This window comes from Xanthomonas sp. WHRI 7064, assembly GCF_040202355.2.
GTDB classification, from domain to species: Bacteria; Pseudomonadota; Gammaproteobacteria; order Xanthomonadales; family Xanthomonadaceae; genus Xanthomonas; species Xanthomonas arboricola.
The window spans coordinates 114,420-139,368 of record NZ_CP167821.1 but is presented as its reverse complement, the minus strand read 5'-3'; the positions used below and the strand labels follow the sequence as shown (position 1 = coordinate 139,368).

22 protein-coding genes are annotated in these 24,949 nt (G+C 67.9%); 15 read left to right on the top strand and 7 right to left on the bottom strand.

What is annotated here, in order from left to right; translation table 11 throughout:
- From ABQY74_RS00570 to ABQY74_RS00525, 10 genes are all read left to right on the top strand, one after another.
- A complete protein-coding gene (locus ABQY74_RS00570) occupies positions 1-1,155 on the top strand; it encodes an epoxide hydrolase (protein WP_349792876.1) in 1,155 nt (384 codons plus the stop codon).
- Positions 1,156-1,350: 195 nt separating this feature from the next.
- Positions 1,351-2,979 carry a TldD/PmbA family protein gene (locus ABQY74_RS00565; protein WP_349792874.1) on the top strand — a complete coding sequence of 543 codons (1,629 nt, stop codon included), beginning with the start codon at positions 1,351-1,353 and terminating at the stop codon, positions 2,977-2,979.
- 755 nt (positions 2,980-3,734) lie between these two features.
- On the top strand, positions 3,735-5,369 hold the full coding sequence (locus tag ABQY74_RS00560; RefSeq protein WP_161961326.1) for a TldD/PmbA family protein: 1,635 nt from the start codon (positions 3,735-3,737) through the stop codon (positions 5,367-5,369).
- A 14-nt stretch (positions 5,370-5,383) separates the two neighbouring features.
- On the top strand, positions 5,384-6,718 hold the full coding sequence (locus ABQY74_RS00555) for a TldD/PmbA family protein (RefSeq protein ID WP_024940480.1): 1,335 nt from the start codon (positions 5,384-5,386) through the stop codon (positions 6,716-6,718).
- Entirely contained in the window at positions 6,715-7,533 is an 819-nt protein-coding gene (locus ABQY74_RS00550) for a DUF4159 domain-containing protein (protein ID WP_349792871.1), read from the top strand. The genes ABQY74_RS00555 and ABQY74_RS00550 overlap by 4 nt, the downstream gene beginning before the upstream one ends.
- 95 nt (positions 7,534-7,628) lie before the next feature.
- Positions 7,629-8,621, top strand: coding sequence for a MoxR family ATPase (locus ABQY74_RS00545; RefSeq protein ID WP_024940482.1), 993 nt, complete (start codon positions 7,629-7,631; stop codon positions 8,619-8,621).
- Positions 8,622-8,634: 13 nt separating this feature from the next.
- Positions 8,635-9,531, top strand: coding sequence for a DUF58 domain-containing protein (locus tag ABQY74_RS00540; protein WP_349792869.1), 897 nt, complete (start codon positions 8,635-8,637; stop codon positions 9,529-9,531).
- Positions 9,532-9,574: 43 nt separating this feature from the next.
- The gene (locus ABQY74_RS00535) at positions 9,575-10,762 is read left to right on the top strand and encodes a BatA domain-containing protein (protein WP_349792867.1); all 1,188 of its coding nucleotides are present in this window, start codon (positions 9,575-9,577) and stop codon (positions 10,760-10,762) included.
- Positions 10,759-13,026: a hypothetical protein gene (locus tag ABQY74_RS00530; RefSeq protein WP_349792866.1), complete on the top strand. Its 2,268-nt coding sequence runs from the start codon at positions 10,759-10,761 to the stop codon at positions 13,024-13,026. The genes ABQY74_RS00535 and ABQY74_RS00530 overlap by 4 nt, the downstream gene beginning before the upstream one ends.
- Before the next feature lie 115 nt (positions 13,027-13,141).
- Positions 13,142-14,902 carry a carboxypeptidase regulatory-like domain-containing protein gene (locus ABQY74_RS00525; protein ID WP_349792863.1) on the top strand — a complete coding sequence of 587 codons (1,761 nt, stop codon included), beginning with the start codon at positions 13,142-13,144 and terminating at the stop codon, positions 14,900-14,902.
- 127 nt (positions 14,903-15,029) lie between these two features.
- Here ABQY74_RS00525 and ABQY74_RS00520 read toward each other — a convergent pair whose 3' ends face one another.
- Positions 15,030-15,674, bottom strand: a complete 645-nt coding sequence (locus tag ABQY74_RS00520) for a DUF938 domain-containing protein (protein WP_349792861.1) — start codon at positions 15,672-15,674, stop codon at positions 15,030-15,032.
- A 183-nt stretch (positions 15,675-15,857) separates the two neighbouring features.
- On the opposite strand from ABQY74_RS00520, the gene ABQY74_RS00515 reads away from it, so the two are divergent.
- Entirely contained in the window at positions 15,858-16,214 is a 357-nt protein-coding gene (locus ABQY74_RS00515; protein ID WP_126961714.1) for a hypothetical protein, read from the top strand.
- Between the two features lie 95 nt (positions 16,215-16,309).
- Here ABQY74_RS00515 and ABQY74_RS00510 read toward each other — a convergent pair whose 3' ends face one another.
- Positions 16,310-17,098, bottom strand: coding sequence for an EcsC family protein (locus ABQY74_RS00510; RefSeq protein WP_349793131.1), 789 nt, complete (start codon positions 17,096-17,098; stop codon positions 16,310-16,312).
- Positions 17,099-17,271: 173 nt separating this feature from the next.
- On the opposite strand from ABQY74_RS00510, the gene ABQY74_RS00505 reads away from it, so the two are divergent.
- Positions 17,272-17,745: an SRPBCC domain-containing protein gene (locus ABQY74_RS00505; protein WP_104562078.1), complete on the top strand. Its 474-nt coding sequence runs from the start codon at positions 17,272-17,274 to the stop codon at positions 17,743-17,745.
- Between the two features lie 136 nt (positions 17,746-17,881).
- Here ABQY74_RS00505 and proP read toward each other — a convergent pair whose 3' ends face one another.
- From proP to ABQY74_RS00480, 5 genes are all read right to left on the bottom strand, one after another.
- Entirely contained in the window at positions 17,882-19,372 is a 1,491-nt protein-coding gene (gene proP / locus ABQY74_RS00500) for a glycine betaine/L-proline transporter ProP (protein WP_349792859.1), read from the bottom strand.
- Positions 19,373-19,729: 357 nt separating this feature from the next.
- Positions 19,730-20,065, bottom strand: coding sequence for a thioredoxin family protein (locus ABQY74_RS00495; protein ID WP_349792857.1), 336 nt, complete (start codon positions 20,063-20,065; stop codon positions 19,730-19,732).
- A 21-nt stretch (positions 20,066-20,086) separates the two neighbouring features.
- The gene (locus tag ABQY74_RS00490; RefSeq protein WP_016902952.1) at positions 20,087-20,485 is read right to left on the bottom strand and encodes a host attachment family protein; all 399 of its coding nucleotides are present in this window, start codon (positions 20,483-20,485) and stop codon (positions 20,087-20,089) included.
- Between the two features lie 100 nt (positions 20,486-20,585).
- The gene (locus tag ABQY74_RS00485) at positions 20,586-21,722 is read right to left on the bottom strand and encodes an alpha/beta hydrolase (protein ID WP_228608236.1); all 1,137 of its coding nucleotides are present in this window, start codon (positions 21,720-21,722) and stop codon (positions 20,586-20,588) included.
- Positions 21,723-22,003: 281 nt separating this feature from the next.
- Entirely contained in the window at positions 22,004-22,462 is a 459-nt protein-coding gene (locus ABQY74_RS00480) for an NUDIX domain-containing protein (protein WP_228960798.1), read from the bottom strand.
- Positions 22,463-22,784: 322 nt separating this feature from the next.
- Between ABQY74_RS00480 and ABQY74_RS00475 the strand changes: the two genes are divergently transcribed.
- The 3 genes from ABQY74_RS00475 (at position 22,785) to ABQY74_RS00465 (ending at position 24,930) form a co-directional block, all read left to right on the top strand.
- The gene (locus ABQY74_RS00475; protein WP_104544289.1) at positions 22,785-23,441 is read left to right on the top strand and encodes an SDR family oxidoreductase; all 657 of its coding nucleotides are present in this window, start codon (positions 22,785-22,787) and stop codon (positions 23,439-23,441) included.
- Positions 23,442-23,551: 110 nt separating this feature from the next.
- Positions 23,552-24,622 (top strand): M4 family metallopeptidase, encoded by a 1,071-nt coding sequence (locus ABQY74_RS00470; RefSeq protein WP_349792854.1) that lies wholly within the window; start codon positions 23,552-23,554, stop codon positions 24,620-24,622.
- Positions 24,619-24,930: a protealysin inhibitor emfourin gene (locus ABQY74_RS00465; RefSeq protein WP_026064425.1), complete on the top strand. Its 312-nt coding sequence runs from the start codon at positions 24,619-24,621 to the stop codon at positions 24,928-24,930. The genes ABQY74_RS00470 and ABQY74_RS00465 overlap by 4 nt, the downstream gene beginning before the upstream one ends.
- Positions 24,931-24,949 lie beyond the last annotated feature (19 nt).

Sequence of the window (24,949 nt, the reverse complement as noted above, 5' to 3'; positions counted from 1 at the left end):
ATGCGCGATGGCATTGCAGCGTTCCACATCCAGGTTGCACAGGCGGAGCTGGATGACCTCGCACACCGGCTTAGGCAAACGCGGTGGCCAAGTAGGGAAACCGTGGAGGACCACAGCCAGGGCCCGCAGAGCGAGCGCATGCGGCGCCTGGTGGACCGCTGGCAGTCTGGCTACGACTGGCGTGCGACCGAGCGGTTATTGAACGGCTGGAACAGCAGTCGCACCACGATCGATGGACTGGAGATCCAGTTCCTGCATGTCCGCTCGCCGGAGCCAGGTGCGCTTCCGTTGCTACTGACGCACGGGTGGCCCGGATCGGTGCTCGAATTCCGCGAGGTGATCGGCCCCTTGAGCGACCCGGTGGCCCATGGCGGGCAGGCGTCGGACGCCTTCCATCTCATCATCCCATCCTTGCCTGGCTTTGGTTTCTCTGCAAAGCCAACCGCCCGTGGCTGGGGCGTCGGGCGCACGGCTGCCGCATGGGTCGAACTGATGCGCCGTCTGGGTTATGCCGAGCGTTGGGCCGCACAGGGCGGCGATTGGGGCAGTGCGATCACCACCGCGCTTGGATTCATGCAGCCGCCCGGCTTGCGGGGTCTCCATCTGAACATGGTGATGTTCGAACCCAGCACGCAGGAAATCGCCGAAGCCACACCGGCCGAGCAGAAGATGCTGGAAGACGCCCAGCGCTACTACGCGGAATTTTCCGGCTACATGAAGCTGCAAAGCACACGGCCGCAGTCGGTGGGCTTCAGTTTGGCTGACTCCCCGGTGGGCCTGGCGGCATGGATCTATGCACTCTTTCAGGACGTCTCACAAAGCGACGGCGAGCCGGAGAAGGTGTTCGCGTTAGACCACCTCATCGATGACATCATGCTGTACTGGCTCCCGAACGCAGGGCCCAGCTCTGCACGCCTGTATTGGGAAGCCGCGCATGAGGCGATGGCGGAGATGCCTTCGCATCCAATGCCCACGCCCACCGGCATCAGCATGTTTCCCGGGGAGCAGGTGCGCGTTTCCCGGCGCTGGGCAGAGCGACGCTTTGCCGACCTCCGCTTTTTCGGCGAAGCGGAGCGGGGCGGACATTTTGCGGCAATGGAGAATCCGCCGGTGTTTGTCGATCATCTGCGAACGACCTTTCGGTCGCTTAGGTGACGGCGACCGCACCCGGCATGCCGGCACGGCCTTCGCGCCACGCCCTGCCGACGGCGCCGGCGTCTCCTGCTTTGCAGTTGGAGCTGCCTGACGCCATGCCGGCACCGCCCCCTTGACCGCCGTCGCCTGCACGGGCCAGTCTCGGGGGCTGGCGCGGCGGGGAGTCGTGCCGCTGGCCTTCAACGGAGAACCGCCGTGGACCGTCGTACCTTCCTCACCCTGTCAGGCATTGGTGCTGCCGGGCTGCTGCTGCCGAACACGCGCCTGATCGCGGCCGAGCAGTTGCTCACACCCAACGATGCCGCGCGCAGCCGTCGCTTGTCCGATACCGCGCTCAGCACCGCAAAGGCAGCCGGTGCCAGTTATTGCGATGTGCGCGTGGGCCGTTATCTGCGCCAGTTCGTGATCACCCGCGAGGCGCAGGTGGAGAACGTGGTCAACGCCGAATCCAGCGGCGTGGGCGTGCGCGTGCTGGCCGATGGCGCGTGGGGGTTTGCGGCCACCAACACGCTCACCAGCGATGGCGTGGCCACCGCCACGCGCCAGGCGGTGGCGATCGCCAAGGCCAACGCGCGGCTGGGCGGCTCGCCGGTGCAGCTGGCGCCGGTGACGCCGGCCGGACAGGTCAGCTGGAAGACGCCGATCAGGAAGAACGCAATGGAGGTGCCACTGCAGGACAAGGTGGCGCTGCTGATGGACGTCAACGCGGCCGCACTCAATGCCGGCGCCACGTTCGTGGCTTCGCGCCTGTTTGCGATCAACGAGCAGAAGTACTTCGCCAGCAGCGATGGCTCCTACATCGATCAGGATGTGCACCGGTTGTGGCTACCGTTCACCGTCACCGCGGTGGACAAGGCCAGCGGCAAGTTCCGCACCCGCGACGGGCTGTCTTCGCCGATGGGCATGGGCTACGAATACCTGGATGGCGATGCCAGCCAGAAGCACCAGCTGCCTGGCGGACTCATCGGCTACGGCCACAGTTACGACGCGCGCGAAGATGCGATCGCCGCCGCCAAGCAGGCACGCGCCAAACTCACCGCACCGTCGGTGAAGGCGGGCAAATACGATCTGGTGATCGACCCCAGCAACCTGTTCCTCACCATCCACGAGTCGGTGGGCCACCCGCTCGAGCTCGATCGCGTACTCGGTTACGAGGCCAATTACGCCGGCACCAGTTTTGCCACGCTGGACAAGCGCGATGCCGGTTTCCGCTGGGGCAGCGATGCGGTGACCTTCGTCGCCGACCGCACCCAGCCCGGCAGCCTCGGCGCAGTGGGGTACGACGATGAGGGCGTCAAGGGCAAGCAGTGGGAGCTGGTGAAGGACGGCATCCTGGTCGATTACCAATGCACGCGCGATCAGGCGCATCTGCTCGGCAAGACCGCGTCCGATGGCTGCAGCTATGCCGACTCGTGGTCCAGCGTGCAGTTCCAGCGCATGCCCAATGTCTCGCTGGCGGCAGGCAAGGCGCCGCTGGCTGTTGCCGACATGATCAAGAACGTCGAGCGCGGCTTGTACATCCACGGGCGCGGCTCGTATTCGATCGATCAGCAGCGCTACAACGCGCAGTTCGGCGGGCAGTTGTTCTACGAAATCGAGAACGGCCAGGTCACGCGTCTGGTGGAAGACGGCGCCTACCAGATCCGCACGCCGGAATTCTGGAATGCCTGCAGCGCGGTCTGCGATCAACGCGATTTCCGCCTGGGCGGCTCGTTCTTCGATGGCAAGGGCCAACCCAGCCAGGTATCAGCGGTCTCGCACGGGTCGTCCACCGCGCGCTTCGATGGCATCAACGTGATCAACACCGCGCGCGCCTTGGGTTGAGGGAACCTGGTCGGTAGAGGGCGCGGTGCCTTCACCAAACAGTTGATTGGTTGCCTTGTTTAAAACCATGCACCCCGACCATCGTGACTGGTCCTTGCCCGCCTACCGTCGCGGGACCTTACGCGGCATGGATGCCGCGTAAGAGCCTACAGGGACGTACTTGCGGCGTGTCCCGCGATGGTGGGCGGGCGAGGGCCACGCAACAAACCCACAGCGTCGAGAACGCTGCGAGGACACCGCACCAGAAAGTCCGTCGGTTGCCTTATCGAAAACCATGCGCGCCGACCATCTCGACAGGTCCTTGCCCGCCCACCGTCGCGGGACCTTACGCGGCATGGATGCCGCGTAAGAGCCTACACGGACGTACTCGCGGCGTGTCCCGCGATGGTGGGCGGGCAAGGGCCCTGCAACCAAGCCGCAGACCAAACGCTTTCAGCCAGACCCACATGAAGCAAACACCGCCCCCGACGACCTGCGGATCGCACATGCACGATCGCAGACAAACCACGCATGCCTGACATCCAGAGCTCTCAACGCGCGGCCACATCCATCGCAGCCGGTCAGCAGCGCTCGCCACACGCGCAGGCCTGCTGCGCTACTCGCTTCATGCGGGTACAGCGTTTGCGCACGGACCCCTGCCGAAAGTCATTTGACGCAGCGTTCATCGCCCGGCAAGAATCGGCGATACCGCGCAGATAGCGATCTGTGCGTCACCACACTACCTGCGCGCCGCGCGGGATCATTGGGGAGTTGCCGTGCAGCGACGTGATTTCCTGGCCCTGACCGGGCTGACCATGGGTGGGCTGATCGTGCCCGCCTACTTCGGCAAGGCGATCGCCGCCGAGCAGTTGGTGACGCAGCTGGATGTGGGCCGCAAGAAGCGCCTGGCCGATGCCGGCCTCAACGCCGCGCGCCAGGCCGGTGCGAGCTATTGCGATGTGCGCATCGGCCGTTATCTGCGCCAGTTCGTCATCACCCGCGAGGACAAGGTGCAGAACGTGGTCAACACCGAATCCATCGGTGCGGGCGTGCGCGTCCTGGTGGCGGGCGCCTGGGGGTTTGCCGCCACCAACGAGCTCACCGAACAGGGCGTGGCCAAGGCCGCCTCGCAGGCCGCCGCGATCGCCAAGGCCAATGCCAAGGTGCAGGGCACGCCGGTGCAGCTGGCGCCCACGCCGGGCGTGGGCGAGGTCAGCTGGAAGACGCCGATCAAGAAAAACGCGATGGAAGTGCCGATCAAGGACAAGGTGGACCTGCTGCTGGGCGTCAACGCTGCCGCCACCGCTGCCGGCGCCAACTTCGTCAATTCGATGCTGTTCGTGGTCAACGAGCAGAAATACTTTGCCAGCACCGACGGCTCGTATATCGACCAGGACGTGCACCGCATCTGGGCGCCGCTGAGCGTGACCGCCATCGACAAGGCCAGCGGCAAGTTCCGCACCCGCGACGGCTTGTCCGCGCCGATGGGCCTGGGCTACGAGTATCTGGATGGCGCCGCCGCGGGCAAGTTCGTCTCGCCCAATGGCGTGGTGAATTACGGCCTGTCCTACGACATGAAGGAGGACGCGATCGCCGCGGCCAAACAGGCGCAGGAAAAGCTCAAGGCGCCGTCGGTGAAGCCGGGCAAGTACGATCTGGTGCTGGACCCCTCGCACACCTGGCTCACCATCCACGAGTCGGTCGGCCACCCGCTGGAGCTGGATCGCGTGCTCGGCTACGAGGCCAATTTCGCCGGCACCAGTTTCGCCACGCTGGACAAGCTCAAGGCCGGTTTCCAGTACGGCAGCGACAAGGTGCATATCCTGGCCGACAAGACCCAGCCCGGCAGCCTGGGCGCGGTGGGCTACGACGATGAAGGCGTCAAGACCAAGCAGTGGGACCTGATCCGCGACGGCAAGCTGGTGGACTATCAAGCCATCCGCGACCAGGCGCATATCCTCGGCAAGACCGCCTCCGACGGGTGCTGCTACGCCGACTCGTGGTCGAGCGTGCAGTTCCAGCGCATGGCCAATGTGTCGCTGGCCGCCGGCAAGACACCGTTGAGCGTGAGCGATCTGATCAAGAACGTGGAAAACGGCATCTACATCATCGGTGACGGCTCGTTCTCCATCGACCAGCAGCGCTACAACGCGCAGTTCGGCGGCCAGCTGTTCTACGAGATCAAGAACGGCGCGATCACCCGCATGCTCGAGGACGTGGCCTACCAGATCCGCACGCCGGAATTCTGGAACGCCTGCAGCGCGGTGGCCGATCAACGCGACTACCGCCTGGGCGGCTCGTTCTTCGACGGCAAGGGCCAGCCGAGCCAGTCCTCGGCGGTCTCGCATGGCTCGTCCACCGCCCGTTTCGACGGCATCAACGTCATCAACACCGCCCGCTCGCTCGGCTGACAGGAGAAACCCACATGAGCATCCTTACCGAAGCGCAGGCCAAGGCCATCCTGGACAAGGTCATCAAGCTGTCCAAGGCCGACGAGTGCACCGCCACGCTCAGCGGCTCGATCGACGGCAATATCCGTTTCGCACTCAACAACGTGTCCACCAGCGGCATCGTCGACAACACCGACCTGCAGGTGCAGGTGGCGTTCGGCAAGCGCGTGGGCATCGCCACCATCAACGAGTTCGACGACGCCGCGCTGGAGCGCGTTGTGCGGCGTGCCGAAGACCTGGCGCGGCTGGCGCCGGAAAACCCGGAGTTCATGCCGGCGGTGGACAAGCAGACCTACAGGCCCAGCCCCACCTTCAGCGAATCCACCGCCGCCATCGACCCGGCGTTCCGCGCGCAGGTGGCCGCCGATTCGATCGCTCCGTGCAAGGGCAAGGGATTGATCGCGGCCGGCTTCCTGGAAGATGGCCAGAGCTTTACCGCGTTCGCCAACAGCAAGGGCAACTTCGGCTACCAGCGTGGCGCGCGTTTCGACTACACCTGCACCGTGCGCACCGAAGACGGCCGCGGCTCGGGCTGGGTGGGGCGCAACCTCAAGGATGCCGCCGACTTCAAGGCCGAGCAGGACATCCGCATCGCCATGCGCAAGGCCAGCGACTCGTCCGAAGCCAAGGCGCTGGAACCGGGCAAGTACACGGTGATCCTGGAGCCGGCAGCGGCGGCAGGCCTGATTTCTTTCATGATGCGCTACTTCGATGCGCGCATGGCCGACGAGGGCCGCAGCTTCCTGTCCAAGAAGGGCGGCGGCAACAAGCTGGGCGAGCAGGTCTACGACCCGCGCGTGAACATCACCGCCGACCCGTGGGATGCGCGTGCCGCCGTGCTGCCGTGGGACGAGGAAGGCCTGCCGCGCGAGAAGATGCCGATCGTGGAGAACGGCAAGATCGCCAACCTGCAGTACTCGCGGTTCTGGGCGCAGAAGAACGGCAAGCGCGCGGTCGGCGAGCCAGGCAACCTGCTGATGGCCGGTGGCGACAAGAACATCGCCGAGCTGGTGCGCGGCACCGAGAAGGGCATCCTGGTCACGCGCACCTGGTACATCCGCATGGTCGACCCGCAGACCGTGCTGCTGACCGGGCTGACCCGCGACGGCACCTTCTACATCGAGAACGGGCAGATCAAGTACCCGGTGAAGAATTTCCGTTTCAACGAATCGCCGATCATCATGCTCAACAACATCGACGAGCTGGGCAGGCCGGTACGCGTGGCCGGCGATGAATCCAGCTACGTGATGATGATTCCGCCGATGCGGCTGCGCGACTTTACGTTTACCTCGTTGTCGGATGCGGTGTGACTGAGAGCCGGGAATCGGGAGTGGGGAATCGGGAATGGGAGAGCGGAGCAAGCTCTTCGTGGCCCGATGGTTTTCCTGCACATCCCGTTCCCGGTCTACACGCCCTGGCGGCGCCCGCGACGCGCCGTCATTTCCTTGGATTGCTGCTCGGTAGCGTCGCTGCGTTGGCGCTACCGCGGCAGGCGCGGGCGGCGGGCAATTACGATTTCTGGTTTACCCGGCTGCGCTACGACTCGGGCGATTGGGATGTGGATGCGCGCATGCCGTCCAACCTGATCACCTCGCTGATCGACTACACCCAGCTGCGCGTGGACCCGCAGGAACATGTGCTGGACCTGGCCGATCCGCGCATGCTGCAGGCGCCGTTCTGTTATCTGTCCGGGCACAAGTTGGTGGAGTTCAATCCCGCCGAGCGGCGCAACTTCGAGCGCTATGTGCGCAATGGCGGCTTCGTGTTCGTGGACGATTGCAACCACGATATCGACGGACTGTTCGCCACCTCGTTCGAAGCGCAGATGGCCTCCATCTTCGGCAAGACCGCGCTGCAGAAATTGCCCAAAAACCACCGTCTCTACAGCGCATTCTTCAAATTCCCCGACGGCCCGCCGGCCACCAGTTTCGAACTCAATGGCTGGGGCGACGACCTGGTGCACGATTATCTCAGGGGCATCAGCATCGACGGCCGGCTCGGCGTGTTGTACAGCAACAAGGATTACGGCTGCGAATGGGACTACGACTGGCGCAACAAACGCTTCCTGGCCGAAGACAACACCAAGTTCGCAGTGAACATCGTGATGTATGCATTGACCAACTGAAACCCCCCTGTAGGAGCGCGCTGGCGCGCGATGCCTTAGCGCTAACGCCGCATCGCACGCTCCTACGCCAGCAGTCCCACAACGAGACGGTTCCCATGACTTCCCCCAACGACGACACCCTCACCCGGCAGCTCTCCCAACTCGGCGCGTTGCGTGCGGCCCTGGCGCAGGCGGTGGTGGGCCAGGACGCGGTGGTGGAGCAACTGCTGATCGGCCTGCTCGCCGGCGGCCACTGCCTGCTGGAAGGCGCGCCCGGCCTGGGCAAGACGCTGCTGGTGCGCTCGCTAGGGCAGGCGCTGGAGCTGCAGTTCCGCCGCGTGCAGTTCACCCCGGACCTGATGCCCAGCGACATTCTCGGCACCGAGCTGCTGGAAGAGGATCACGGCACCGGGCATCGCCAGTTCCGGTTCCAGCAGGGGCCGATCTTCACCAACCTGCTGCTGGCCGACGAGCTCAATCGCACCCCACCCAAGACCCAGGCCGCGCTGCTGGAGGCGATGAGCGAGCGCACGGTGAGCTACGCCGGCACCACCTATGCGTTGCCGGCGCCGTTCTTCGTGCTGGCCACGCAGAACCCGATCGAACAGGCCGGCACGTATCCGTTGCCGGAAGCGCAGCTGGACCGCTTTCTGTTGCATGTGCGGGTGGACTATCCCAGCGAGCAGGAAGAGCGCGACATCCTCAGCCAGACCACCGGCACCAGCAGCGCGCAGGTGCCCAGGGTGATGGACGCCGACAGCGTGCTGGCGCTGCAGCAACAGGTGCGGCACGTGCATGTGGGCGCGGATCTGCTGACCTGGATCAATCGCCTGGTGCGGGCCAGCCGCCCCGGCCCGCAGGCCAGCGAGGACGTGCGCCAGTGGATCAAATGGGGCGCCGGCCCACGCGCCGGGCAATCGCTGGTGCTGGCGGCCAAGGCGCGTGCGCTGTTGCATGGCCGCCTTGCCGCCACCCGCGAGGATGTCGTCGCGCTGGCCGCGCCGGTGATGCGCCATCGCCTGTTGCTGTCGTTCGCCGCCGAGGCTGAGCAACGCAGCGCCGACGATGTGGTCGCCGCGCTGCTGCGCGCCGTGCCGTTCCCGGCGTGAGGCGGGTTGCGGCGTGAGCATGGACGTGCCTGCACTGATTCCCGCCGAGCTGCGCAGCCGCCTGCGCGGCCTGCAGCTGCGTGCGCGGCAGGCGCAGGGCGCGCAAGGGATCGGCCAGCACGCCAGCCGCAGCCGCGGCGCCGGGCTGGAATTCTCGCAATACCGCGCCTACGAGCCCGGCGATGCCTTGCGCCAGATCGACTGGAAGCTCTACGCCCGCTCGGACCGGTTCTTCGTGCGCGAGGCCGAGCGCGAAAGCCCGCTGACGCTGTGGGTGTTGCTCGACGCCACCGCCTCCGCCGGCCAGGCCGACCAGGCGCGCCCGCAGGTCACGCGCCTGCAGGCGATGGCGACCCTGGCCGCGTGCGCTGCCGAGGTCGCGCTGCGGCAAGGCGACCAGGTCGGCCTGTTCGCGGTGCATGGCGATGGCCTGGTGGCCGTGCCGGCCGGTGGCGGGCCGCGCCAGCGCGACCGGCTCTGGCTGGCCCTGCACGGGTTGCGCGCCGGTGGGCGCTGGCCGGGCATGGACGCGCTGCGTCCGCTGTGGGAACGCATCGCCGCCCATGCGCTGGTGCTGTCGATCGGCGACGGCTTCGACCAGGACCTGCTCGGCGCGCTGGAAAAACTCGCCGCCGCACGCCGCGAGGTGATGCAGCTGCAGGTGCTGACCTGCGACGAACGCGATTTTCCCTTCAGCGGCGGGCACCGCTTCCACGACCCGGAAACCGGCGAAGAACTGCTCGGCGACGGCACCGCGATGCGCGCTGCGTATCTGCAACGCTTCGGCGCTGCCCAGCGCGCGCTACAGGCGCGCTGGCAGGCGGCCGGCATTGCGCACGCGGTGCATTATCTGGATGCGCCACCGGATGCGGCATTGCGCGAGCTGTTTGCACACGGTGCGCGGCGATGAGCCAGCGCACCGGCGCCAACACCGCAGCTGAGGGAGCGCAGCAATGAACCTGCTCCTGCTGTTCCCCGCCGGCCTGGCCGCGTTGGCCGCACTGCTGCTGCCGTTGCTGATCCATCTGGCCCGACGTAGCGAACACCGGCCCACCGACTTTGCCGCATTGCGCTGGCTGCGCGCGCAGCCTCGGCCCCGGCATCGGCTGCGTTTCGACGAATGGCCGCTGCTGCTGGTGCGCCTGCTGCTGCTGGCCGCAGTGGCGCTGCTGCTGGCCGAGCCGGCCTTGCGCGACCACCAGCAAGCGCGCCCGCGCATTGCGGTCAGTCCCGGCGTGGATCTGGCCGCGGCCCGGGCGCTCGGCCACGCGGCCAACGCGCAGTGGGTGTGGCTGGCCCCAGGCTTCCCGCCGATCGCTGCCGATGCCACACACCCACCCGCCACGCCCGCCGGCACCGCGCCGCCGGTCGGCAGCCTGCTGCGCGAACTCGATGCCAGCCTGCCGCCGGACACCGCGCTGAGTGTGATCGTGCCCAGCCAGTGGGGGCCGCTGGATGCGCAACGCCTGCAGCTGTCGCGCGAGGTGCGCTGGCAGGTGCTGCCCGGCCAGTCGCCGCTTGCCAAGGTGGCGCCCGTCCCACCGTTGCGGTTGCAGGCAATCGCCGATGCCCCCACCGAGCCGGCCCTGCGCTATCTGCGCGCCGTGCATGCCGCCTGGGCACTGCCCGGCGCGCTGCCGGTGAGCGCCCCCGGCGCGGCCGAGCCGGCGCGCTGGCCAGCCGGCACGGTGGTGGCCTGGCTGTCGCAGCGCCCACCGCCGGCGCCGGTCATCGCTTGGGTCGCGGCCGGCGGGCAGCTGCTGCTCGATGCGCAGACGCCGGCCCCGCCCGCACTGGCGGGCCCGCTGCAAGCGCTGCTGCAGGACGCACACGGCGCCGCGCTGATCGATGCCGCAACGGTTGGCCGCGGCCGCCTGCTGCGCTGGGCCGCGCCATTGCAGCCGCAGCGGCTGCCGGCGCTGCTGGATGCCGACTTCCCCACCCGCCTGCACGACGCCCTGCTGTCGACACCCGCACCACAGCGCGCGCTGGCGCAGACCCAGCAGCCGCAACGCGGCCCCGCCATCCGCCTGGTCAATGCCCCCTGGCCGCTGGCGCCATGGCTGATCGGCCTGGTACTGCTGCTGTTTGCGATCGAACGCTGGCTGGCCACCGCGCCCCGCCGGAGCAACGCGGCATGAGCACGCCTGCCCTGCACCAGGCCTGGCAGGCCGCGCGGCGACGGCAGGCCGCAGGCGTGCTGCTGTGCGGGCTGCCGCTGGCCGTGCTGCCGGCGCTGCTGGTGTGGCGCACCGGTACGCAGCCGGCGATCCTGCCGTTGCTGCTCCTGGGCCTGCTGGTGCTGATCGGCGTGGCGCTGCTGGCAGCACGCCGGCTCGACCAGACCTGGCTGATCCGCCGGCTGGATCGCGACGCGGATCTGGAAGACAGCAGCGACCTGCTGTTCGCCCCGGCCGGGCAGCTCGGCCCGTTGCAGGCCCTGCAACGCCAGCGCCTGGAACAACGCCTGCGCAGCACCCCGCGTGATCTGCGCCCGGCCTGGCCCTGGCGGCGCGCCTGGGCATGGGGCCTGCCCGGCCTGCTCGCCTGCGCCGCGGTGCTGCTGTGGCCGCACCCCGCTCACCGGCCCACCGCAGGCAACGACCGGATCGCCGCCGCACGCGCCGGTACCGGCGCCCCCACCCTGGGTCAGGCGCGGCTGCACAGCACCCCGCCCGCCTACACCGGCCTGCCGCCCGCGCCCCTGCCCGGCCTGGATGCGCGTGTCCCCACCGGCACCCGGCTGCACTGGCAGCTGCAGGTCAACCCGGCCCCGCGCAGCGTGGCGCTACGGCTCAGTGACGGCCGCCGCATCGCGCTGGCCCGGCAAGGCAGCACCGATCGATGGCAGGGCCAATGGGTTGCCGAGCGCGCCAGCCTGTACCGCATCCTCATCGACGGCGCGCCGGCCGACCGCCAGCTGCATCGCCTCGACGTGCTGCCAGACCGCCCGCCACAGGTGCGCGTGCTGGCGCCCGAACAGAGCCTGGTGCTGTGGACTCCGTCCCAGACCGGCAATCGAGGCTGGACGCTGCGCTTCGAAGCCAGCGACGACTACGCGGTCGCCGCCAGCGCCGAGCTGCGCCTGACCCTGGCCCAGGGCAGCGGCGAAAACATCACCTTCAAGACCCAGCGCCGCACCCTCACTGGCAGCGGCCCGGCCCGGTTGCGCGGCTTTTCCACCACGCTGCAGCCGCAGGCGCTGGGCATGGCCGCCGGCGACGACCTGATCGCCCAGCTCATCGTGCGCGACACCCGCCAGCCCGGCCCGCAGGAAGGCCGCAGCGCCAGCCTGATCCTGCGCTGGCCACCGCCGGAGCAGACCATGGCCGCCGGCCTGGAAGCCAACGTCAAGCAGACCTTGCCGGCCTACTTCCGCAGCCAGCGCCAGATCATCATCGACGCCGAGGCGCTGCTGAAGGAAAAGCCGCGCCTGGACCCGGCCACCTACCTCAAGCGCGCCGACGCCATCGGCGTGGACCAGCGCCTGCTGCGGCTGCGCTACGGCCAGTTCCTGGGCGAAGAAAGCGAAGGCGCGCCCAAGGGCCCGCCGACCGCCGACGAGGCGCCAACCAGCGACGCCCCGGCCGACGATTTGCCCACCGCCGACATGCCCACCGCGGATGCGCCGGCAACGCCTGCGGCGCCCGCGCCCGCCCGGGACGAACACGGGCACGATGCGCACGACCATGCCGCCGAGGCCGGCGCTGCCGCGCTGGACGACCACGACCATGCGCATGGCGACGGGGCGCCGGAGCGCGGCGGCTTCGGCCAGGCGCAGGACGTGCTGTCCGAGTTCGGGCACACCCACGACCACGCCGAAGCCGCCACCCTGCTCGACCCGCAGACCCGCGCGCTGCTGCGCGCCGCGCTGGACCAGATGTGGCAGTCCGAGGGCGAGCTGCGCCAGGGCCACCCGGAGCGTGCGTTGCCGTTTGCCAACAAGGCGCTGGGTTTCATCAAGCAGGTGCAGCAGGCCGAACGCATCTACCTGGCGCGGGTCGGCACGCAGTTGCCGCCGATCGACCCCGGCCGCCGCCTGAGCGGCGACCGCGCCGGCCTGGGCGACCGTGCCGCCGGCCTGGACAGCCGCCCGGATCCGGACCCGTCGGCGCTGCAGTTGTGGGACGCCCTCGGCGAGCAGGCTCCGGTGCCCGACGCCACCCTGGCCCGCTACGCGCAGTGGCTGCAGACCCAGCAGGAGCGCCTGCAGGATCCGCTGGGCCTGGCCGCGGCGGTGGAAACCCTGCGCGCCGAACCCGCTTGCGCCAGCTGCCGCGCCCAGCTGCGCGCCCAGGTCTGGCGCACGCTGGTCGCCCCGCCGGCCCCGCTGCACCGCCGCGCCCCTGCCGACGCGCGCGGCCAGCGCTATCTGGATGCCCTGCGCCAGGAGCCGCAACCATGATGCTGCCACCGCCCCGGCTGACCGCACGCGGCAGCGTGCGCCTGCTGCACCCGCGCGCGGCAACCCGGCGCCTGGGGCCACGGCGGGCTGGATGCACGCAAGCGGAGCCGCAGGCATGACGCTCGCGCTGCCCTGGCTGGTCGGCAGTGCCTTGCTGCTGCTGGTGATGCTGAGCTGGTTCCGGCTGCTGCGCGCACATGCCCGGCAACCACGCACGCGCGCCCGGCTGTGGCTGTTGCTCGCCGCCCAACCGCTCTTGGCCGGCCTGCTCTACCCGGTGCTGCTGCCGCCGCCGCGCGCCGGTAGTGCGAGCGAACTGCACGTCGCCACCGCGGGCACCCAGGCAGACCAGGTTCGCCCGACTGCTGCGCCGTGGGTCGCCCTGCCCGAAGCGCCCGCCTTGCCGAGCGTGCCACGCGTCCCAGACCTGGCCACCGCGTTGCGGCGCGCGCCCGGCACCACCGCGCTGGTCGTGCATGGCAGCGGCCTGCCGGCGCGCGACCGCGACGGCCTGCGCGTCCCTGTGCGGCTGGCGCTGGCTCCGCTGCCGACCGGTCTGGTCGCCGTCTCCACGCCGCCGCCGGCCGCACCCGGCGAACGCATCGCCATCAGCGCGCGTGTGCAGGGCCTGCCGGGCGCGCGGGTGGAGCTGCTGGACCCGGCCGGGCAGGTGGTCGACACCGCCGCCGCCGATACGGCCGGCCAGGTGCAGCTACGTGGCCTGGCGCGCGCACCGGGGCAGCTGCTGTTCGCGCTGCGCCTGCGCGATGGCGCAGGCGCCGAACGCGGCCGCGTGCCGGTGCCGGTGCTGATCGCCGCAGTGCCGTCCGCACGCGTGCTGTTGCTGGCGGGCGCGCCGCAGCCGGAACTGAAATACCTGCGCCGCTGGGCCAGCGATGCCGGCATGCAGGTGCGCAGCCAGATCGCCGTCGGCCCGGGCGTGCAACTGGGCGAGGGTGCTGCGCTGGATGCGGCCAGCCTGGATGCGCTGGACCTGCTGGTCATCGACCAGCGCCGCCTGGTCGCCCTGGGCAACGCGCAGCGCCAGGGCGTGCGCGCCGCGATCGGCCGCGGCCTGGGCGTGCTGGTGCGCACCGACGGCCCCCTGGATGCTGCCGCCCGCGCCGCGCTCGGCGAGCTGGGCCTGGCCGTGACAGGCGGCAGCACCAGCGCAGCGGTCCCCGCGCCGCGCTCGCTGGCATCGCCCGGCGCCAGCGACCCAGCCGCAGCGCCGGCCGACGCCGCGCCACTACCGCCCCTGCAACGCCGCACCCTGCAGCCGCAACAGGCCGACGCCGTGATCGCCGCACGCGCAGACGACGGCAGCGCGTTGGGCTGGTGGCGTCCGCAAGGCCGCGGCCGCATCGGCATCGGCCTGATCGAAGACAGCTTCGCCCTGGTCCTGGCCGGCCGCGGCGACCTGCATGCCGCGCTGTGGGCGCAGCTGGTGAGCGCTGTCGCCCGCGCAGGCGGCAACGCGCCCGCTGCGGTACAGACAGGCTGGTCGCAGCACCGCATGACGCTGTGCGGTATCGCCGCGGACGCAGCTGTCACCGGCCCTACCGGCGCATCTCAAGCGTTGCTGATCGATCCCGCCAGCGGCACGCGGGCCTGCGCCGCCTACTGGCCGGCCGACGCAGGCTGGCATCGTCTGCAGGCCGGCACCGAACAGCGCTGGCTCTATGTCCGCGCGCCCGGCGATGCCCCCGCGCTGCACACCCAGCAGACCCGCGACGCCACCGTTGCCATGGCCGCCATCGACACGCCCGCAAGCCTCGGCGCGCCAACAGCACAACCCGGCGCCCGCTGGCCCTGGCTGCTGGCCTGGCTCACGCTGGCCGCAGCACTGTGGTGGCTGGAGCGACGCCGGCGCTGACTGCCGCAGCGCACGGCCACTTCATCAGCGCAGGCTCGCGTGCGGTGCGCTGTCAGACAGGGCTTTGGCACTCCACCGCACTGGAAAACAGCAGTGCTGCAACATCAGCAATCTCTCGGCGACACTTTCAACGCGACTGGCGCGACCACACCCGGCAACAGTTGTTCGCCGGCAGCGCTACATCGTCGATCAACTGCAAGCCCACCGACGCCGCCAGTGCATCCACCGCTTCGGCATCGCGAATGCCCGATGCGGCATCGCGTTCGCGCAACATCGCATCGAACGCGCGATTGCTCTGGCTGGTGAATTGGCCATCGCGGTTGAACGGCCCGTACACCACCAGCAGCGCATCCGGCGCCATCACCGCCGGCAGCCCCGCAAACAACGCCTGTACCTGCGGCCAGCCCATGATGTGCAAGGTATTGGCGCTGTAGACCGCGTCGTAGCCGGCAGGCTCGCCCGCCTGCGCAGGCGGCAATGGCGGCGTGGGCGCCAGGCCCGTGGTCGGCGTCAGCACCGCCTGCAATGCAATCGGTGGCGGCGTATTCGGTAATGCTGCCTCGTCCAGCCACTGCGTCATTCCCGGCAGATGGTCGACATGATCGCTGGCCTGCCAGCGCAACCACGGCATCGCCGCCGCAAAATGCACCGCGTGCTGCCCGGTCCCGCCGCCGATTTCCAGCACATTGCGGCGGTCGGCAAAGTGCCGTTGCAACACCTCCAGGATCGGGTCGCGGTTGCGTGCAGAGGCTGGTGAGAACGGCTTGGTCATGGGAAGCATCGAGAGAAACGTCAGGACATCTCTGCATTATGGATGCAAAACATCCAGCGAGCTCATGCGCTCATCGGTGGTTTTCACGCAGGCGCATGCCCATCGATTTAGCGATCCCCATCCCAAATGCCTCGCTATCGTTTGTGCATGATGACGCGGGGACATACTCCAGAGGAGATCTGCATGAACAAGGCCGTTGCTTTTTTGACCACGAGTTTCCTAGCGATTGCTGCGAGTTTTGCTGCCGCACCCACTGCAAATGCACAAGCTTCCACTGTAATACTCGACTGCACAGGCAGTGATTATTGCTGGGCTGGCGTAGATAGCCCGGGATCACCAACGCCATTCAAATATGCATGGACCTTCAACAATACTGCTGGCGCCATCTTCCCCAGAAATTGCAACAACAGCGAAGATTGCAACTTCTATTGCCCACGCAGCAGTACGTTCATCACCGCCAATGTAATGGTGAGCGACGCCAACAATCAGTTCATCGGCTCGGCGAGTGCGCGCGCACTCTGTACACCGCAACCGCTCTGAACTCAGGCAGGAACATCGTCTGCTAATCAGCTGAAAGTGGCACCGGATCGCAAGGATCTGTCCCCATCCTTGCGGGTCCGGTGCCTTATCACCGTTTAGCTGGTCAATTTCTCATACGCACGTCGCACCGCATCCTCGCCATAGCGCCGCTCCAGCCGGCGCATGATGAAGTGCCCGCGCGCCATCGCCTGGAAGTGGCGCATGAACACGGTATTGAGGGTTGCGCCGCTCACCGCACCGACCAACGGCACTGCCTGCACGGCGAGTTTTTCGCCGACATTGACCGAGAACTTGGCCGCAACGCGCGACACCAGCGACACCAGCACCGGTGCGCCCTTGCTGGCAAAGCCGTGCGCGGTGACGTAATGCGCCGCAGCGCTGAGTTGTTGCGCCATTGCTGCGCGCACCGCGAAGTAGCCCGATTCGGCGCCGTCGTCGCTGACACTGCGCCCGCCATGCGCCAGCACTTCCAGACAGGCCAGCGCGGTTTCCGGATCGTGCAGCGATTCGCCTTCGGAACGGGCGATATCGGCGATGGAGCGCAGCATCACCGTGGTGGTCACCGGCAGCTCCACCAACAGCCCGGGCAGGCCGAAGAATCCGCCCGCACCACCAGCGACGGCCACCGCCATGGTGTGGCGTGCGGTGGATGCAGGCTGCTGCAGATCGGTCGTGCCGCGCAGGCTCAGTAATGCCGATTTCATCGCCACCTGCAGCGCGCGGCGGGTGACACCGTCGATGCTGCGGGTGACCAGCTTCGGCAGCCGTCGGGTGATCAGGCTCTCGATCGGCGCGCCCATTGCATTGGCCAGTCGAGCGGCCACGCCGGGGTTTTCCAACAGCGCGTGCGCGGTGGCCAGATCGCGTTGCGCGGCAACATCCATCACCGGGATCGGAAGCGTCGTCATGCCTGCTCTTCGTCGTTGGGGGCTTGCGCCGATGGTACCCAGCGCCATGTGAGCGCCGGACGAGCGAACTCGGCAAGCGAAAAACACTACCCTGCAATTGGCTGGCAAAATGCGCCATCATCGGGGTTCAAGCAGCGAATGCCGATCAGATGAATCGTGAGATCCGCCACAGCATCGTCATTGCGGCCGCGCCGGAAGTGGTCTGCGCCGCTTTGTCAGAGCCCATGCAGCTGGCGCGCTGGTGGACGCGCGAGGTGAGCCTGGTCGAGAACCGGGTGCGGCTGGACTGGAGCCGGCAGGGCTGGCGGGTGGAGCTGAGCATCGACGACGGTGCCGACTACCGCCTGGTGCGCTGGCGCTGCCACGCCTCCAACATGCTCGACACCGATGCCTGGAAGGGCACGGTGATGCGCTTTGACCTGCGTTCCACCAGCCAGGGCACGCAGGTGGAGTTCGAACATTCCGGCTACCGCGACTCGCCCTGCAAGGAAGCCTGCGCACGCGGCTGGCGCTTCTTTTTGGGCAGCAGCCTCAAGCGCTATGTGGAAACCGGCGAAGGCATGCCGTCGGCCGACATGCACGACCCCGAGCTGCCCGACAGCGGCGGTCGCACGCTGCGCTAGTGGCGGCTGATGTCACGGCCGCCCGCTGGCATGAGGGCGACACGGTAGACGCCCATCCATCAAGCCACGCGCCCTGGCGTGCCAACTGTCGTCCCCGATGGCGACATAGCGGACCGCTCGCTCACGCCGGGTCCGCTTACGCCGTGTGCGGCTGGCCCATGGCAGGCGCCGTGCTGCCAGGCAGCTGCGCATCCACCGTCACCGGGCTGTCGCTGCGCAGCAATGCGCGCGCCTCGGCATCGGTGGCCACCGCCGGCGGCGAGCCGCGCAGCGGCAGGCCGGCGGTTTCGCGCACGAACAGCATCGTCACCAGGCCGATCGCCGCCGCGCCCATCAGGTAGTACGCCGGCACCAGCGGGTCGCCGCTGCGCTCCACCAGCCAGGCGGTCACCAGCGGCGTGGTACCGCCGAACAACGACACCGACACGTTGAAGGCGATCGACAACGCGCTGTAGCGCACCGGGGTGTAGAACAGCGCCGGCAGCGTGGACGGCATCGAACTGGTGAAGCACACCAGCGCCAGACCGAGCAGCATCAGGCCGGCGAAGATCAAGCCGTCATGGCCGCTGCCGATCAGCAGCAGGCAGGGGATGGCCAGCGCGAACAACGCGATGCAGGCGCCGATGATCATCGGCCGGCGGCCCAGCCTGTCGCTGAACATGCCGCCGACGATGTTGAGCGGCATCATCACCAGCATCACCAGAATGATCAGCAACAGGCCCTTGCTCTCCGCATAGCCCATGGTGACGCTGAGATAGCTGGGCATGTAGGTCAACAGCATGTAGTCGGTGACGTTGAACACCAGCACCAGGCCCACGCACTTGAGCAGCTGCGGCCAGTGCAGGCGCAGCATCGTCAGCAGGCCCTGCGCGGCGGTTTCGCGCTCGCGCTGTTCGGATTGCTCGGTATAGGCACGAAATGCCGGGGTTTCTTCCAGCTTCATGCGCATGTACAGGCCCAGCAGCCCCAACGGGCCGGCAATCAGGAACGGCACGCGCCAGCCCCAGTCGAGCATCTGCGCCTGGGTCACCGTCATGTGCAACGCCGTCACCGTGGCGGCGCCGGCGATGTAGCCGCCCAGGGTGCCGAATTCCAGCCAGCTGCCCATCAATCCACGATTGCGGTCGGTGGCGTATTCGGCGATGAAGGTCGCCGCGCCGCCGTATTCTCCACCGGTGGAAAACCCCTGCAACAGCCGCGCCAGCAACAGCAGCGCCGGTGCCCACAGACCGATCTTGGCGTAGGACGGAATCAGGCCGATGCTGAAGGTGCCCAGGGCCATCAGGATCATGGTCGCGGCCAGTACCTTCTGCCGCCCGTAGCGATCGCCGAGCGGGCCGAACACCATCCCGCCGATCGGCCGCACCAGGAAGGCGACGGTGAAGGTGGCAAATGTGGTGATCAACTGCGCGGTGGGATTGCTGGCCGGAAAGAACACCTGCCCCAACGTCACCGCCAGGTAGCCGTACACGCCGAAGTCGAACCATTCCATCGCATTGCCCAGCGCGGCGGCGCCTACTGCCTTGCGCAGCATGCCGCGGTCCACCACGGTGACTTCGTCCAGTTGCAGTTGGCGGCGGCGCTTGAACCAACCGAAGTGCGAGGCAATCGCGCGCGTGTCGTGCATGTGTTGTGTCTCCATGTGCGGCCATCGCTGCCCGCTCGCCCTGGCAACGCACAGGACACGGCGCATCACGCAGGCATGGCAATGGCACATGCACAAGATGACGCCGGAGGCATTCCCGGACGGCCGCGTGGACTCAGCGACGCTGCGGGACAGACGACCAAGGGATGGGCAATGCCCAAGGGCTTGATCAGCCCGTTATGGTACTACAGCGCGCAGATCGCTGCAGCAGCGATGGCGGCGCATCGCTGAAAAGTGCTTGTTTCAAGACATCTGGCGGATTGGGCGCGTACATTGCGCCCTCAGTGCACTGCGCATGTCATGACGTAATGCGCGCCATCGATCAGGCGCGGTGCATGCTTACACCAGCGCCTCACCCAGCTGCGACAGCAGCGGCTGCAGATCCTCGCGCGTCTGCGGGCGCACGGCGCGCGCCACTTCCACACCATCGCGCAGCAGGATGATGGTTGGCCATACCTTGACGCGGAACGAGCGGCCCAGGGGCCGCCCTTTTCCATCTTCGATCTTGCGATAGTCGAGCGCCGCCACGCCACCCAGCAGTTTCTGCAGCAGCGGTTGTGCGGCAATGCAGTGGCCGCACCAGTCGGTGCCGAATTCCAGCACCTGCAGACCGGCCTGTGCATCCACCTCGCTGCGTTCGGGTGCCTGGGTGGCGTAGTCGCGAACAAACCCCATCGTCTAGCCGCTCCGGTGTGCTTACGACAACGCGCGCTGGATCTCTTCCAGCGGCAGGTTGGTCAGGTCCTTGGCCAGGTCGCCGACCAGGCGCTGCTGGGTTTCCTTGTGCAGCAGCGGGCGCACGCGACCCAGCGTGGTCGGGTCGGCGACCAGCACCAGATGCGTGTACTCGTGCTTCAGCGCGCCATCGTTCAAGGCATGCGACAACTGCTTGGCAAAGGTCATTTCGTCCATGTCCGCCTCGCTGAGATCCTGCGGCGCCTTGCCAGCCGGGCCATCGTCGTCGACGTTCTGCACATCGGTGCGCGCGTGCTGGCGCAGCACCACCTTGGCTTCGTTACCGGTGTTGGTGAACCAGCGCGCTTCGCCGCCATCGGCCACCACCACCAACGCACCCTGAGGAATTTGCAGACTCATTCGATTCTCCTGATAGAACGGCGTTGCATGTGCAACGCCAGTCGGCCTCAACCTAGGTGAGAGGATGTAAGCGCCGCGCCTAGCCGGTGTCAGCGTGGCGTTAGCGTGGTGCGGCCAGCGGCGGCGGCGGCAGGCCCAGGTGCTTGCTGAAGAAACGTGCGGCCACCCGCAGCGCCTGCTGGCTCTCCGGCAGTGCATTGGTGAGGTGGAAGGCGTGCCCCAAGCCGTCCCACACATGCAGGTCCGATTCGCGGCCCAGATCCACCAGGCGCGCATGCGTGTAGGCGGCATTGCTCAGCTCGGCAGCACGCGTGGCGGTCAGAAATAGCGTTGGCGGGAACTGCTGCAGCACCGCATCGGAAAACACCGGCGACACCAGCGGGTCGTGGAAGTCCACGTTGTCGCCGTAGTACAGGTCTTCCCAGATCGGCAACGCACCGGCCTTGTCCGGCAACAAGGCATCGTTGACCGCCGCCACCACAATGCGCGAATCGCCGCGGTAGCGCGCATCGCCTGCGGCGCAGAACAGCCCGGCCGCCGCCGGCATCGGCAACTTCTCCTTGGCAAACCACGCCAGCGATTCACCGGTGAGCACGCCGCCGGCCGAACAACCGAACAGGCCGATGCGCTCTGGCGCATAGCTCTTGAGCGCGGCGCGATACACCGCCGCCACATCCTCGCTGGCGGCCGGGAAATGGTGCTCGGGCCCCATGCGGTAATCCACCGCGACCACGGTCATGCCGGTCATCGCCGCCAGCGGAATGGCTTCCATCAAGCCGAACGAGGCCGCGCTGCCCATCACGAAGCTACCGCCATGCAGCTCGATCAACATGCGCTTGGCCTGCTCGGGTGTGCGCGTGCGCGGCTCCACCCGCAGCACCGGCACGCCGTTCCAGGTTTCGGGCGTGATCTCCACCGCGTAGCGCGTGCGCAGCTGCGCAATCACGCCTTTGGCCCAACGCTCGGTGTCGGCGCGGATGCTCGGCAATTGCTTGAGTAAGGTGGCGTTGTCGGCCTTGTCCAACGGATCGGCGCGGGCCACCCCGGCGGCCATATGCGCACGCGCGGCCGGGCTCAGATATTCCGACACCGGCAGGTCGAACGCAGGCACATGCCGGATGCCATCGGGGGCCGATGCGGTCGCCGGTGGTGCCGGTTCGGCGGCGGTTGCGTGCACGCTGCACGCGGTACAGATCAACGTGAGCGCCAGCGTTTTGTTTAACCAATGACGTGTCATGCAGTGCCCTCCCAGGCAAGTCGAACCGCCAAGGATACCGTCAGCGGCCGGCTTGCATCGCGTGCAGATAATGGCGCTGCATGTAACGACGCGATGTAACGCAAATGCTGCAACTACGCACACCACAGCGTGCAATCGGAGCATCGCATCAAGCGTGCGCTAGCGTTCTCTATCGCAGGCAGGTGGATGCGTTTCCTTGCATCCGGCAGACATCGACATCGCGATCACCGGCACCGCTACGGCGCGTGCCGGTGCATCGACGCATGCACAAAGCGCTGCGCTTAGGCGGCAGGTGTCGACGCCGCAGTCGGTGGCAGATGCTGCACCGCCTGCAGCGTGGAGGTGGTCAGTGGCGACGGCAGTGCGTCCAGTGCGAACCAGCCGATGTCGGCGATCGCCTCGGGCTCACGCCGCTCGGCGTGCTCGCTGCCCTGGATCGCGGCCAGATACACCGGCGCGACCCAATGCTGCGGCGGCGTCAGGTCCGGCTCGAAGTAGCTGACGATGCACAGCACGCCTTGCAGTTGCACGTGCAGGCCGGTTTCTTCCAGCACTTCGCGCACCACCGCGTGTTCCACCGTTTCCATCCAGTCCACCTTGCCGCCGGGCAGGCCCCAATGGCCTTGCTCGGGCGCACGCCCGCGCTGCACCAGCAGCAGGCGGCCATCGGCGCGGCGGATGAACGCGCCGCAGCCAACGCGTGGACGTAGGTCGGTATCGATTGAGTTGGACATAGGCATTCCGGACGTTGTGGCGCGTAGTGTCCCAGATGTGCGGCAGGCAGGTGGTGCATCTACGCCTTGCATGCCGGTGACGAGGATGCCGGCAAGGCTGCGCGATGCCGCCAGTCGATGCGGTGCATCGCACGTACCTGCTCGCGTGATGCGCAGGGCGATCGCCATGGCGCCGCACTACGCAAGCACCCGCTGGATCGAATCCACGCACCTGCAAGTGCATGCGCATGCGAAGCGCCTCTCCACGCCCATCCACGCTGCCTTAGCGCCAGGTTGGCGAGGATGCGTGCAGCCCGCGCCGTCATGGCGCACCGTCTTGGAGGTTGGAATGTCGCGTATCGTCGTGATTGGTGGCCATGGCAAGGTCGCGCGTCTGCTGACGCCGTTGCTGGTGCGCGGTGGGCACTCGGTCACCGCACTGTTTCGCAATCCTGCGCACGCAGACGATGTGATTGCCGACGGCGCCACCCCGCAGGTGTTCGATATCGAACAGGCCGACACCGATGCGATTGCCGCGCAACTGGCCGGCCACGATGCGGTGGTGTGGTCGGCCGGCGCCGGTGGCGGCAATGCGGCGCGCACCTATGCGGTGGACCGCGATGCGGCGATCCGGTCGATGCATGCCGCCGCGCAGGCACGCGTGCGCCGCTACGTGATGGTGTCTTATCTCGGCGCCGGGCTGGAACACGGCGTCGGCCCGGACGATGGCTTCTTCGCCTACGCGCAGGCCAAGGCCGCCGCCGATGCGCAGCTGCGCACCACCACGCTGGACTGGACCGTGCTGGGGCCGGGGCGGCTCACGCTGGAGCCGCCAAGCGGCCGCATCACCCGCGATCCGGGCAGCGATGCCGATGGCGGCGTGTCGCGGGCCAACGTGGCGCAGGTCATTGCCGCGGCACTGGCCATGCCGGCCACCATCGGCAAGACGGTGGGCTTCATCGACGGGCAGACGCCGATCCAGCAGGCCTTGTCGCAGCTGGAATGAACGCCAGGCCTATCGCGATGCCTGCACGCGGCGCACCGTGCACCGGCCTAACGAATTCCTAAAGCCGGCCTCGGCATAGTCGCGGGCGCAGCCCATTGTGGAGGTCGCTTATGTCTGCATTCGTCACGCCACGCCGTGCCGGCATCCTGCCGCCGTATCTGCTGGACCATGTGGCCCAGGCCGCGCCCGAGCGGGCACGTCAGTGCGCGCTGTTGTCGCGGCAGATCACCGCGCAGCTGCGCCAGCAGCGCGCGCTCGGCCTGCTCGCACGCGCCCAGGCGCTGGCCGCCGATGCTGCCAGCGCCCCCACCGCGCAAGCGGTGCAGCGGCAGATCTACGACGCCCAACAAGGCACCGCGCTGCCCGGCACCCTGGTCCGTGCCGAAGGCGCTGCCGCCACCGACGATGTGGCGGTGACCGAAGCCTACGATTATCTCGGCGCCACGCACGACTTCTTCCAGACGGTGTACGGGCGCAATTCCATCGACGGCGACGGCATGCCGTTGATCGGCACCGTGCATTACGAGCGTGGCTACGACAACGCCTTCTGGAACGGCGAGCAGATGGTGTTCGGCGATGGCGATGGCGAGGTCTTCAACCGCTTCACCATCGCCATCGACGTGGTGGGCCACGAGCTGACCCACGGCGTGACCGAGCGCACCGCCAACCTGATCTACCAGGGCCAGTCCGGTGCCTTGAACGAGTCACTGTCGGATGTGTTCGGCGTATTGATCAAGCAGTACACCTTGCAGCAGCAGGCAAGCGAGGCGGACTGGATCATCGGCGCCGGCTTGTTGATGCCCGGCATCAACGGCGTGGGCCTGCGCTCGATGCGCGCGCCCGGCACGGCGTACGATGACCCGGCCCTGGGCAAGGATCCGCAACCGGCCAGCATGGCCGGCTACGTCGACACACAAGAGGACGATGGCGGCGTGCACTACAACTCCGGCATTCCCAATCACGCGTTCTATCGCGCGGCCGTGGCCATCGGTGGCCACGCCTGGGAGAAGACCGGGCGCATCTGGTACCGCGCGCTCAGCGGCGGCAACCTGGCCGCCGGTGCGGACTTCGCCACCTTTGCCGCGCTCACCGTCAGCATTGCCGGTGCGGACTATGGCGCCGGCAGTGCCGAGGCAACCGCGGTGCAACAGGCCTGGCGCGACGTGGGCGTGCTGGCATGAGTCCACAGCGTCCGCCGGTGGATGCAGGCGTGACCTTGCGGCTGGCACGCGAAGGCGGGGTGGCCGCCTTTCCCGCCATGCGGCGCGAACGCCAGCTGGTGATGGATGACCTGGACGAGGCGCAGCGCCTGCAGCTGCGCACCTTGCTGGACCAGTGCCTGGTGCATGCGCTGCCGCGCCCGCAGGCCGGTGGCGGCGACCGCCGTTATTTCAGCATTGCCTGGGACGGTGCCAGCGAACCGCTGCGCATCCCCGAGGAACATGCACCGGCCGCGATCGTGCGGCTGTGGAAACAGGGCACGCTGTAGCGCGTTTGTCGCGATGCCG